General features: G+C 48.2%; 8 protein-coding genes. 6 read left to right on the top strand and 2 right to left on the bottom strand.

Features of this window, described 5'->3' with window-relative positions:
* Positions 1-48 precede the first annotated feature (48 nt).
* The 3 genes from QCB45_RS08130 (at position 49) to QCB45_RS08120 (ending at position 5,426) form a co-directional block, all read left to right on the top strand.
* Positions 49-936, top strand: coding sequence for a hypothetical protein (locus QCB45_RS08130; RefSeq protein WP_279420421.1), 888 nt, complete (start codon positions 49-51; stop codon positions 934-936).
* A 10-nt stretch (positions 937-946) separates the two neighbouring features.
* Complete coding sequence (locus tag QCB45_RS08125; protein WP_279420420.1) at positions 947-3,394, top strand: methyl-accepting chemotaxis protein; 2,448 nt, start codon at positions 947-949, stop codon at positions 3,392-3,394.
* Between the two features lie 196 nt (positions 3,395-3,590).
* Complete coding sequence (locus QCB45_RS08120; protein WP_279420419.1) at positions 3,591-5,426, top strand: ammonium transporter; 1,836 nt, start codon at positions 3,591-3,593, stop codon at positions 5,424-5,426.
* A gap of 104 nt (positions 5,427-5,530) precedes the next feature.
* Here QCB45_RS08120 and metE read toward each other — a convergent pair whose 3' ends face one another.
* The gene (metE, locus tag QCB45_RS08115; protein ID WP_279420418.1) at positions 5,531-7,864 is read right to left on the bottom strand and encodes a 5-methyltetrahydropteroyltriglutamate--homocysteine S-methyltransferase; all 2,334 of its coding nucleotides are present in this window, start codon (positions 7,862-7,864) and stop codon (positions 5,531-5,533) included.
* A gap of 107 nt (positions 7,865-7,971) precedes the next feature.
* Between metE and QCB45_RS08110 the strand changes: the two genes are divergently transcribed.
* The 3 genes from QCB45_RS08110 (at position 7,972) to QCB45_RS08100 (ending at position 11,655) form a co-directional block, all read left to right on the top strand.
* Positions 7,972-8,862 carry a LysR family transcriptional regulator gene (locus tag QCB45_RS08110; protein WP_279420417.1) on the top strand — a complete coding sequence of 297 codons (891 nt, stop codon included), beginning with the start codon at positions 7,972-7,974 and terminating at the stop codon, positions 8,860-8,862.
* A gap of 81 nt (positions 8,863-8,943) precedes the next feature.
* Complete coding sequence (gene recG, locus QCB45_RS08105) at positions 8,944-11,055, top strand: ATP-dependent DNA helicase RecG (protein WP_279420416.1); 2,112 nt, start codon at positions 8,944-8,946, stop codon at positions 11,053-11,055.
* Between the two features lie 12 nt (positions 11,056-11,067).
* Positions 11,068-11,655, top strand: coding sequence for a chorismate lyase (locus QCB45_RS08100; RefSeq protein ID WP_279420415.1), 588 nt, complete (start codon positions 11,068-11,070; stop codon positions 11,653-11,655).
* Here QCB45_RS08100 and QCB45_RS08095 read toward each other — a convergent pair.
* Entirely contained in the window at positions 11,652-12,728 is a 1,077-nt protein-coding gene (locus tag QCB45_RS08095) for a hypothetical protein (RefSeq protein WP_279420414.1), read from the bottom strand. The genes QCB45_RS08100 and QCB45_RS08095 overlap by 4 nt on opposite strands.
* Positions 12,729-12,907: the final 179 nt, after the last annotated feature.

Below are 12,907 nucleotides of genomic sequence, written 5' to 3'. Positions count from 1 at the left end.
CTTTTAGCCCAAAACAGTTTAGGTTTATCCGTATAAAAAGGAATATCAATGAAGATTTCAAGTCGTTTATACATGTTCATTCTTTTCGCTAGCTGCTTGATTCCAATGAAGGCATCCGCAGAAACTCCTAGCCACGTTTTCCAACAGGCGGCCGATCTTGAAAACCAGATTCTTGCCATTCGAAATGACGCCAAAATACGCTCGAAGCTGGCCCAACCAGCGGTACAGACAAACAAGCTACCTGTACACGTCTACTCCAAGGCAATCGAATTGAATCAAAAAATCATTCGACTTCAAAAGAAAATGAATTTATCTGTTGCCGAGCAAAAAACGATTCCGATTAAAGAAATCACACCGAACGATGTATACGAGATTGTTGCATTCCTAAATGCTGAACTCGGAAAGGTCACACAATCCAAAGGGTTGACGTATAAACACGCGGAATTCGTCGATGGAAAAACACCTTCAAACGTTTACGAAAAAATGATGGAAGCCTCTTTAGCAATCGACGATCTGATTGGTCCTATCAACCCGAACCAGGTATTCAGAAACAGTGAAATCATCGATGCCGAATTTGACACCATCGCCAAGAAGATGCAGGTAAAAATCCCGGATCGTACAGTGCCGCTTGATAAGAGCGCATCACCTTACGACTCGACCATTGAAGGCTTCATGAATCTTTATAAAATCGCCAAATTGGAACGTAAACTCGGCATCCCTGCCGTACGTGTTGCCGACTTCCCGATTGGAAAAATCACTCCGACCGAAGTCTATGACATGACCAATAATATTCTGGCTGAACTGGTTCGCATCAAAGCCAAGCTAGGCATTACAGAACCTGCTCCTACCCCGGCATTGCTTGAAGGCAAAAAGCCTTTTGAAGTACACCAGCTTATGGTCAAAGTCGGTCGCAAAATTGATGCGTTAGCACAATAAGGAGTCGGCCATGTCTAAAGCAGTTAACCATTCGGGCTTCATCTCGAACCTGAAAATGACTTCCAAACTGTCGATTGCACCGGTGATCATGATCCTTTTAATGATTATGATCGGAGCCATCACCTACTTGAATTCCAATAAAATTTTCAATGCTGCCACCGGGGTTAAACAAACCTCGATTCCGGTCGTCAACCTATCCACTGACCTGCTGAAAAACACCCAGCAGGCGCAGATTCTGATCACCAACTACCTGCTGACGCATGAAGAAAAATACGGCAAAGAACTTCGCCTGTTGAAAGAGCGTGCGGAGTGGTTGCAGGAAGAGCTCAAGACCTACCCACTCGGTGAAAAGGAACTTGAACTTCTTAAAAACATTGAAGAGGCCAATAAGGCCTATTTCGGATTATCAATCAACAAGATCATGCCGAAGGCAACCAATTCACTCGAAAAGCTCAACGATGTCACTAATAAACTGGCGCCTGAAGCCGTTCTACAACTGACCAACTTGAGACGTTATTCCAATGAAGTGGTTGCCAAAGAAGCCGCTCTGGCAATTCAACACTTCAATACAGCACAACAATACACCCTGCGTTATTACAATACTCATAACATTTCGGATTTCCGCCGTATCGATCTGGAGCTCCTGGCGCTTCAAGACGTCCTCGGAATCATTGAAAGCTACCCGCTGGACCGACGTCAGAATGGCTGGGTGAAAAAAGCGTACATCAACATCAATAAAATCAAACGCTCCCTGTTCCGATTCAAAATGGATCTGGAAACGCTCGATACCATGACTGATAAAGACCTGGTCGAAATCACGGCGAATTTGATCGATAGCTCACAACGCCTACAAGAAGAAATCTGGAGCATGACTCGCAGCGACACTCAGCAAATTCAGACCAGTGCGGATACCCTGATCCAGACCACTATGATTGCGACTCTGGCCAGCTTGCTACTTTCCATACTGATCGTGTTCTACATCTCACGTAAAGTAAACGCACCGATCGAACACCTGAAAAACACCATCGTCGAAGTCCATAAGAGCGGTGACTTCTCGCAACGAACCAACATCGCCTCCAACGATGAAATTGGTCAGATGGCCAGCGCTTTCGATGAGATGCTCAAGGTTCAGCATGAGGCGATCGAAGAGATCAAATCCGTCATGCACGACATGGCTGAAGGGGTCTTTGACAACCAGATTCAAACTGACCTGGTCGGTGATTTCGACGAGATGAAACAGAACATCAACCGCTCCGTCATTCAGATCCAATCGATCTTCAGAGAACTCAACAACGTCAACCAAGCCTTGTCGTCCGGCGATTTCTCTAACAAAATCGAACTGGAACTTAAGGGAGAGTTCGAACGTGCCGCCAACGCAGTCAACCGTACGGTTGAGATGTTGAACGGCTTCGTGACCGAAACCAATCAAGTCATGGAAGCGGTCAGCCAGGGTGAGTTACACAATCGCATCGACATCGACCTTCCGGGTCAACTGGACAATATGAAGCAGGCGATCAACGAAACCATCGATACCATTGCGCAAGCCATCGACGATATCAGTCGTGTGACCCAAGCCCAGTCGGAAGGTGACCTCACCCGTATCATTACCACCGAATACAACGGACGCTTCAGCGATCTGACTAACTCGGTCAATCAGTCCATCTCAGGGCTTTCCAAAATCGTCCAGGATGTCCAGCAGTCTACTGAAAGTGTATCGTTGATTGTCAGTCAAGTATTCGAAGGCAGCAATAACCTTTCCGGTCGCACGCAGGAACAGGCGGCCAGTTTGGAAGAAACCGCCAGTGCGCTGGAAGAAATGACTGCGACCATCCGCTCCAATACGGAAGCGGCTCAGGACGCTAACAGCATGGCTCACAATGCGCGCAGTAAATCGCAAGCCAGTATGGTAGTCGTACAGCGAGCTCAAGAATCCATGTCTCAAATTACCGAATCCAGCCATAAAATTGCAGAAATTATCGGCTTGATCGACAGCATCGCTTTCCAGACCAACTTGCTTGCATTGAACGCAGCGGTTGAAGCGGCTCGTGCCGGCGAACACGGACGCGGTTTTGCGGTCGTGGCAGGCGAAGTACGAAACCTGGCTCAAAAATCTGCGGAAGCCGCCAATACAATCAAATCCCTGATTGAAAGCAGTGTCGCCCAGGTTGAAATGGGTGAAAAGCAAGTGGCAGAAACAGGCAGAACCTTAAGTGACATCAACCAGGCTATTACTGAAGTAGCCAATATGATCGAATCGATCGCCCAAGGCTCTATGGAGCAGCAGCAAGGGATTGAGCAGGTCAACACAGCGATCACCAGCATTGACCAAATCACTCAGGAAAACGCGGCCCTGGCTGAACAGACCTCTTCTGCTTCGACTCAAATGCAGGACGAATCGGACGATATGAGAAAAACCATGGCTTTCTTCAAAGTAGACAGTCAGAAACTTTTGTCTTAAATTGCACAATAATTAAGCAGTGAAACAACCTTAACGGGTTGTTTTGCCAATATTTAGTGCAAATATCACCATTAAATTACAACAAATAAAATAAAAACGTTTATCATTTGCATATCATGTTAAATTGTAAACATTATTTTATTTAAGGCTTAATTTTTGCTTTATATAAATCATTTAGCCTAAAAGTTGTGCCGATATGAGTGATCAACCAATTGATATTCTGTGGGTTTTATTCAGTGCTGTGCTTGTAGCAATGATGCAACCTGGATTTACAGCTTTAGAAGCTGGGGCGACACGAACAAAAAACTCAATCTCGACTGCCATCAAAAACGTCAGCGACTTTCTGATCGCTTTTATGATTTTTATCGTTTTCGGCGTCAGTATCATGCTCGGAACAAGCCATGATGGACTATTTGGCTGGAGCCCGGTCTTCTTTTACCAATACACGCTTTCCGACCTGGTTCTCACACTCTTCCATGCCATGTTCGCATCCACTGCGGTCACCATCATCTCAGGTGCCATCGCCGAGCGAACCAAGTTCAGCTCTTACCTCTTAATTGCGGTCATCGTCTCAATGTTTATCTACCCCATTCAGGCACATTGGATCTGGAACGGGGACGGCTGGTTAGCACAGATGGGCTTCATCGATTTCGCAGGTTCTACCGTTGTTCATTCGGTTGGAGGCTGGGCGGCCTTAGCGGCCATTTTGGTCATAGGCCCTCGAATTGGACGCTTTGAAGACGGTGTCATCAATTTCGAACAATCCAACTTAGCCTACAGTGCGCTTGGTGTCTTTCTTATCTGGCTTGGATGGATCGGATTCAACGGCGGAAGTGTCCTTGAACTCAACCAACAGACTGGACTGGTGGTGTTGAACACCATGATTGCCGGGTCTATTGGAGGCTTGACCGGATTAATCATTAATCGAATCACTACCGGCTACTACCAGGTTTTCGACATCATTAACGGCGTTTTGGCCGGACTGGTTGCCATTACCGCTTCCGCCCACTTGGCCTCTCCAATTTCTGCGATCTTTATCGGACTATTAGGGTATGTCGCCTACCATCTGGGTAAGGTACTATTAATCAAGTTGAAAATCGATGACGCACTCGAAGCCGTTCCAGTCCATCTGTTTGCCGGTATTGCAGGTACGCTTGCCGTGGCCGCTCTGGTTGAGAACGTCAGCTTTTATGATCAATTCAAAGTACAAGCTATCGGTATCCTGACGGTCGGTTTCCTTTCCTTCTCAGTCACCTTCCTGCTTTTAAAGCTGATTAACCATTTCCATACACTTCGAGTTTCCGAAGCGGCGGAAATTCTTGGTCTGAACATGAGTGAACACCAGTCTTCAACATCAATGTACGATTTGGCCAAGGCAATGAACACCCAAGCCCAGGAACAGGATTTTTCAAAGAAAATCATGGTTGAGCCTCATTCCGACGCGTCACTCATCGCGACTTACTACAACCATGTTACCCAAGCCTTCAATCAATTAAGCGCTGAAAAAGAGGCCCTGATCGAAGAGACCTTCCACATGGCCAACTACGACCAACTGACTGGATTGGCGAAGCGTAGACTTCTGGTTAACGAACTCTCCCGGTCTCTCGAGCGCTTAAACCGGCAGCCGCAAATCAATGCCTTGCTGTTTATCGATCTGGATGGGTTCAAAATGATCAATGACGAATACGGACATGATGCCGGAGACATCCTATTGAAAGAAGCGGCGATGCGCATTCAGTCCTCGGTCCGAAAAACAGACCTTCCCGCTCGATTTGGAGGTGATGAGTTCGTTGTGCTCTTGGAAAACATTCAAAACGAGAGTTTCGCCGCTGAGGTTGCGGATAAGATCATACATGCCGTGAAACAACCAATCATGCTACCTAACGAAGTAGAAGGCTTCGTCAACGCTTCGATTGGCTTGAAGATTTTCGACAATGAAATCAAACTCAGTGTAGATGATATCCTCAACCAGGCCGATAAAGCGATGTACGTCGCCAAACGCCGAGGAAAAGGACAATGGGTACTGGCCTGAACAGGCCTGCTGAAAATAAAAAGAAGATAGTGGCATGACAGACCTGCCAAGCTACTATACGGATGAGGTAAGGCCGGATTAACCGTTTACTTCATCCATTAATTTCATGCACTTTTCAATAGGTATTGCTCTCGCAATGTTTCAGCAGCCTTAACCATATTACATAGAGCCGCTTCCGTTTCCGTCCAACCACGAGTCTTTAAACCGCAATCCGGGTTAATCCATAAGCGTTCCAATGGAATGTTTTCAGCGGCCTTTTCCATCAGTTGCACCATCTGATCCACAAGTGGCACATTCGGCGAATGAATGTCATACACCCCCGGCCCGATTTCATTGGGATATTCAAAATCCACAAACGCCTGAAGTAACCCCATATGTGACTTTGAGGTCTCAATGGTAATTACGTCCGCGTCCATTCCGGCCACCGCTTTAATGATGTCATTGAACTCCGAATAGCACATATGGGTATGGATCTGCGTTGTGTTTTTTACGCCCGATGTCGTCAACCGAAATGAGTTCACCGCCCAATCCAGATAACCTTGCCACTGGGATTTTTTCAATGGTAAGCCTTCTCGCAAAGCCGCCTCGTCGATCTGTATCATTTCAATGCCGGCCTCCTCCAGATCCATCACCTCGTCACGCAACGCCAGAGCGATTTGATTACAAGTCACCTCTCTAGGCTGATCGTCTCGTACGAACGACCACTGCAGCATCGTCACCGCCCCCGTCAGCATCCCCTTCATGGTTTTCTCGGTCAGGCTTTGAGCATACTTAGACCAACTCACCGTCATCGAGTTTTCACGTGAAACATCTCCAAAAATGATCGGCGGTTTTACACATCGGGAGCCGTAAGACTGGACCCAGCCAAATTCGGTAAATGCATAACCGTTCAACTGTTCACCGAAATACTCCACCATATCGTTTCGCTCAGGCTCACCATGAACAAGCACATCCAGACCGATGCGATGTTGTCGCTCGACGGCATCACGGATTTCAGCCTGCATTCTGTCAACATACTGTGCCTCACTCAAATTCCCGGACTTAAAACATCTTCTAGTTTGACGAATTTCCGGCGTTTGCGGAAAGGAACCAATCGTGGTGGTTGGAAACAATGGCAACTTAAACTTTTCACGCTGAAGCAAAGATCTTTCTGCATAAGGTGCCTCTCGATTCAGCCCAATTTGCCCGATGGCCGCATAACGTTCCTGAACCTTTCGATCATGAATGCGATCAGAATGCTTACGGGACTCTATCGCTTCTTTGTTAACCGCCAATTCCTTGTCCACACCCTTGCCTTGCAACGCCAAAGACAAAATTCGGACTTCGTCTAACTTCTGCTTGGCAAAACTCAGATAGTGTTTCAACTCTGCATCCAGATTGGTTTCCAAATCCAAATCGACCGGTGAATGTAGTAAAGAGCAGGACGGCGCCAACCAGAGGTTCTTTTTGAACTTAACATAAGCATCACCAGCCTTACTCAAACTGCTTTCAAAATCGTTCTTCCAAACATTACGGCCTTCCACCAATCCCAAAGAAAGTACCCGATTTTCCGAAAACTTCTCGATGACGGCCTCCACCTGAGAAGCCCCTCTCACCGCATCGATATGCAGACCGTCGACATCCAAACTCACCACCCTATCCAAGTTATCGCCCAAGGTGTCGAAATAGGTGGCCAATAAAACCTTAAGCCCCGAAACATCCAGCCTTTCATCGGTCTCTCCATAGACCTGCGTGAAGGCTTCCTGCCATTTGCGGTCCAGTTCCAGAACCAGAATCGGCTCGTCAATCTGAACCCACTTCACTCCAGCTTCCGCTATCAAGTTCAGTACTTGCGAATAAACCTCAAGCAACGCAGGCAAGCGATCCAGTTTGTCGGAACCCGTGACTTCTTTAGCCAGATACAGATAAGTCAAAGGACCGATCAATACCGGTTTCAACACCGAGGCGTCCCCAACCAGATCCTTGGCTTCATGCAATTCATCGAACAGACGCGTATCGGTCAGCTTGAAGACGGTATCCGCTTCCAGTTCCGGAACGATGTAATGGTAGTTGGTGTCGAACCACTTTTTCATGTCACAAGCAGAACCGGCTTTAGACACATGATGACCACCGCAACCACACTCTCTATCATCGCTCGGTGCACGTCCACGCGCCATTCGGAACGCCACGTCCAATTCATAAGACTCCTGTCTGAAACGCGAAGGAATCACCCCCAGAAGCGTACTCATATTCAGCATCTGATCGTAATAAGCGAAATCGTTCACCGGCAATAGATCAATTCCGGCATCCAATTGAGTCTGCCAATTCCAACGGCGGATTTCCGCTGCGATTTCGGCCAGTTCAAGTACACTCTTTTCACCTTTCCAGTAAGCCTCGATGGCAAACTTCAATTCTCGCTTTTGGCCGATGCGAGGGTACCCCAAATTATGCGTTGTCATATCGTTTCCTTTCTTCATTCAACAGTTCGTTTTTATGAAGAGGGATGATAGAATTTGAACAATATGAAAACAAACGATTAATTTTCACATTAATATGAATTTATTTCATGATAGAACTTAAGCACCTCAAAACCGTTCTCGCTCTGGCAGAACAAGGCAGCGTCAATAAAGCCGCCGATCATCTTTATATGACCCAGTCGGCACTTTCACACCAGATCAAACAGCTGGAAGGCCAACTCGGCCTGAAGCTGTTCGAACGTAAAACGACGCCGATCCAATTCACACCCGCAGGCCAGACCTTGCTGAAAACCGCTCAGGATGTTCTACCGAAACTCCAGCAGACCGAAACCATCCTGCAAGCACTCGAGCAAGGTGAACAAGGACGTTTGTTCATTGGTGTGGACTGTCATACTTGTTTTGAGTGGCTGCTACCGATGCTGCGTCAATATCAACAGAAATGGCGAGGCGTGGATCTGGATATTCTTAACTCCTTGAGCGACCGTCCCCTTAAAAAACTCCAGCAGCAACAGCTCGACTTGGTCATCACGTCCGATCCAGAACCGATGAAGAACCTGAAATTCGATCCGCTTTTCAGTTACGAATTGGTTTGCGTCCTGCCTCAAACACACTCTTTGACCACCAAGGAGTGGCTGGATCCTCAAGACTTTGCCGACGAAACTCTGATTGCCTATCCGGTGGAACATAAAAAACTGGATGTGTTTCGCAGATTTCTAAACCCTCAGGGCGTCCAGCCCAAACAGTTACGTCATTCGGAGCTGACCCTGATGATGCTCCAACTGGTCGATTCCGGCAGAGGGTTATGCGTCCTGCCCAAATGGCTGATCGAAACTCAACCCGAATTCAGTCACCTGCCAACACGCAGCCTTGGTAAGGAAGGACTGTGGTCGATCCTATATGCCGCGACTCACATCGACCTGCACGACCAACCTTACATTCACGACTTTATCCAACAGGTAGCGGATAAAATGGATGTTTAACCACGTTTTCTAAATCCTCAAAAGCCAACAGGCCTGGTGGTTTTTGATAGAATCTCTACATCCGTTAATTTGATGAATTCCATGTTAGCCAGCTACCCTATCGAAAATCTAAAAGGAGTCGGTCCCAAGCAACTGGAGAAATTGCAACGTCTCGGGCTTTCCACGGTTCAAGATCTGCTATTCCACCTCCCGTTACGCTATCAGGACAAGACTCGCCTCACCCCTCTGGACAGCATCTTCATCGGTCAGGAGGCATTAGTCGAGGGTACCATCTTCTCGCAACACCTGACGCGCGGCCGGCGCAGCAGCTTACTAGTCAAAATCCAGTCGCCTTCCGGCGGCTTCCTGACGTTACGTTTTTTCCATTTTCACTATCGGCAGGCCCAACAATTCACCCGCGGAAAAACCCTGCGAGTCTTCGGTGAAGTCCGTGGCGGCCCCAACGGCCATGAAATGGTTCACCCCCACTATGAATTCATCGATCCAAACCATCCGCCTGAACTGGACGACACTCTAACCCCGACCTATCCGACCACGGAAGGTTTCGGGCAGGCCAGTCTGCTGAAACTGATCAATCAGGCATTGGTTCTGTTAAAGCAATACCCGCTTGAGGAACTGCTGCCCGATGAGATGATGGCCACCGAACACCTGCCAAATCTCAATGAAGCGATCATGACCCTGCACCGTCCGCAACCGGATGATGACCTCGGTGCCATCAAACGTTTCGAACACCCGGCTCAACAACGCCTCATTATTGAAGAACTGGTCAGCCACCAGGTTGGATTGCAGCAACTTAGGCTGCTCGAAAAGCAACGTCTGGCGCCCAAACTGCCGCCGAGCCGGATGGCCAACGAACTGATTGCATCTTTGCCTTTCACTCTGACTTCGGCGCAGCAACGGGTGTTACAAGAGATTCACCACGACCTCTCCCAAACCCACCCGATGCAGCGATTGGTTCAAGGGGATGTCGGCTCCGGTAAAACCGTCGTAGCTGCGATCGCCGCAATTCAAGCGGCCGAAGCCGGTTATCAGGTCGCCATCATGGCACCGACGGAGATACTCGCTGAACAGCACCGCAACGCCTTTTCTGAGTGGCTGGAACCTTTAGGAATTGAAACGGCCTGGCTGAGCGGCAAAATGAAAGCCGCCGAGAAACGCTATATGCTGGGCCGAATCGAATCGGGCGAAGCCAAAGTGGTGATTGGTACCCATGCCCTATTTCAGGAAGCGGTCAATTTCAATCTGCTTGGATTAGTGATTATCGACGAACAGCACCGTTTCGGGGTGCACCAGCGTCTCTCCTTACAGCAGAAAGGGCATCAGATCGTACTGGAAGGTGAAACCGAACAGCCAAATGAAGTGATGGAAGTCCACCCTCACCAGTTGATAATGACTGCAACGCCCATCCCTCGTACTCTAGCGATGACCGCTTACGGCGATCTGGATCTTTCCGTCATCGACGAGCGTCCTCCCGGTCGTCAAGCAATCGATACCGCCGTGCTCAGCAATGAAAAACGCATGGAAGTGATGACACACCTGGCTGAACGTTGCCATGAAGGCGTACAGGCCTACTGGGTCTGCCCGCTGATTGAGGAATCGGAACTACTGCACGCCCAAGCGGCAGAAGTGACGGCGGAACAGTTCCGAAGCTACTGGCCTGACCTACGTACAGGACTGATTCACGGGCGCATGAAAAGTGACGAAAAAGCGAACGTCATGAATGCATTCAAAAACCATGAACTCGACTTGCTGGTTGCGACCACCGTCATCGAAGTTGGAGTCAATGTGCCAAACGCCAGCTTGATGATCATCGAAAACGCCGAACGGCTAGGGCTGGCCCAATTACACCAGTTGCGAGGGAGGGTCGGCCGCGGCAGCAAGAAAAGCCACTGCGTACTCCTCTACCAGCCGCCCTTGTCGGAAACGGGCAAAGCACGCTTACAGATCATGCGTGACACGGACGACGGCTTCAGAATCGCCGAAGAGGACCTGAAAATCCGCGGGCCGGGTGAAATTCTAGGAACCCGGCAAACCGGCGGACTGCAATTCCGAATCGCCGATCTCCGACGCGACGCCGAGTGGATTCCGCTGGCGCAAAACTGGTCCGAAAAACTGGTGGCCTCCCATCAGGAGATCGTTGATAAACTTCAATCCCGCTGGATTGGTGAAAAAATTGAATATCAACACGCCTAAGCACGCTATGATGTGTCTAAAATATCACGCATCAAGCCTAAACATGAATATCTAACCGGCCGTCTTATGCACTGGAAACCGCAAAAACTCATTCAACGCATTACCTCTTCACCGTCAATCCAATCTTGGTTATTGACTCCAGGGTCATTGACGCAAAGGATTCGACAGGCCTGTCCGGAAATGCAGGTGGAAATTCTATCCGAAGCTTGGCAGGTTCCACTTCGAAGTGAAGCACTGGCTCTAAACCTTCCTATTCAAGATAAAGCGTGGATTCGTTGCGTCATGCTGAAATGCGGGCACCAGGATTGGGTCTATGCGCGAACCGTCATCCCTAATATGTCTACCGAAAACCCTTGGCATTCTTTACAGACTCTTGGAGACAAGCCATTGGGTGAGGTACTGTTTGAATTGAAAAACCTGGAACGTTCGGAATTTGAGCTAAGCAAACAACCGATGGATTCGTGGCCTTTTCCTAAAGAGAGAATGCCGCAACCGGAAAGTTCGACGGAGAATATCTGCTACGCCCGACGATCGTTATTCAGACAGCAACAGGCGCCGCTACTGTTAACAGAGGTTTTTCTACCCGGCATGCCCGGCTAAGTTTGAAAAAAACGCATCTCAAGCATCAGCATCAAGGTTAAATCCGCCTTCTTAAAATCATTGTCTTCGCTGAAACCAATACCGGGCTGAACCTCGAAAAAGAGCCAGTTCTTATAAGCGCGTTCCCGCCAGTTAACCGTGACCCCGTAACCGGTAGTATGCACACCGGTGTTCTCAGTACTCCAGCTATACCAGGTCTGATAGGTCAGGATTCGATATGGGTTGATTTGTTGATAGAGCAGGAGTTGCTCGGTCAATTCATAATATCCGTCCTGCTGCCACCATGTCCCGTTGCTCTGGCTACGAAATAGATATTCATCATCCAGTCTTTTGTCGAATACGAACTTGGAATTCAGCCCCAAACCGGCAATACTCTCCCAAAATAGATCTTGCCCCATACGGCCGGTCCAGTCTGATCCCATATCCCACTCATAACGTTTTTTAAGTCGGACATACGGATCGGGGTCTACCACATTTTTAAAATTCATCCCGAAATCCAACAACGTCGCCAACTTGCTGAAGTCCTCCAATGCCACCTGGAAACCAAGCGAAGCGGTTCCATCTTGTTCTGTGACTTCCCTAGCCAAATCATTATTAACCTGGCCTTTGACACTGGTGTCTTCCGACGTGATCATAAGATGCCAACGACGCTCTATTTTGGGCAAGGCGAATTTCGCTCTCAAACGCATCGACATTTCAATTTGACCGGAATCATGAAAAATCACAGGCGTCATGATGTCCAGACGGCTTCCTCTTGATCGTTCAAATGCCTCTTCGGTGCCAAAATAATCGTCAATGCCTTCGGTGGTATGCTGGACATGGGCACCTAACCAGACCTGAAACCGTTCCAAGGACTCCAAGCCTTCGTTCAACCAGGTCTTGTCTATCCCCTCCAGCAGATAGGATTTTTCTTTCGGTTTCGGCGGATTATCTTTCTCGGTATCAGGTTTGTCATTTAGCGTAGAGGATTCGCTGGCGGTTTCATCCAAAGCCAAGTACGAAAAGGGGATTGGAGTCTTTCGATCGATAAAGGGATGGCAACAACCGTCCACAGAATCGGCATAAGCAGACACGGAGAGGATTATTCCCCCAAGAACTTGTAGGCAGTTTATAATGATATTTTTTAGCCAACCGTGCAAAACAACACTCCCATAGCCAATTTATGTCAGACGCAATTTCCCAAATCCAGGCTTCTTATAATCCACTAGAAGATAGAATACTCCTAAAGATAAAGACACTCAATCAACAGGTG

It is taken from the genome of Thiomicrorhabdus sp. ZW0627 (assembly GCF_029767005.1).
Taxonomy (GTDB): domain Bacteria; phylum Pseudomonadota; class Gammaproteobacteria; order Thiomicrospirales; family Thiomicrospiraceae; genus Thiomicrorhabdus.
Note: the sequence above shows the minus strand (reverse complement) of the source record. Positions and strands in the feature narration are given on the sequence as shown.

What these genes read in the sequence shown, in the direction of transcription:
- QCB45_RS08130 (WP_279420421.1), top strand. Translation starts at nt 49, where the DNA reads ATGAAGATTTCAAGTCGTTTATACATGTTCATTCTTTTCGCTAGCTGC.
- QCB45_RS08125 (WP_279420420.1), top strand. Translation starts at nt 947, where the DNA reads ATGTCTAAAGCAGTTAACCATTCGGGCTTCATCTCGAACCTGAAAATG.
- QCB45_RS08120 (WP_279420419.1), top strand. Translation starts at nt 3,591, where the DNA reads ATGAGTGATCAACCAATTGATATTCTGTGGGTTTTATTCAGTGCTGTG.
- metE (WP_279420418.1), bottom strand. Translation starts at nt 7,864, where the DNA reads ATGACAACGCATAATTTGGGGTACCCTCGCATCGGCCAAAAGCGAGAA.
- QCB45_RS08110 (WP_279420417.1), top strand. Translation starts at nt 7,972, where the DNA reads ATGATAGAACTTAAGCACCTCAAAACCGTTCTCGCTCTGGCAGAACAA.
- recG (WP_279420416.1), top strand. Translation starts at nt 8,944, where the DNA reads ATGTTAGCCAGCTACCCTATCGAAAATCTAAAAGGAGTCGGTCCCAAG.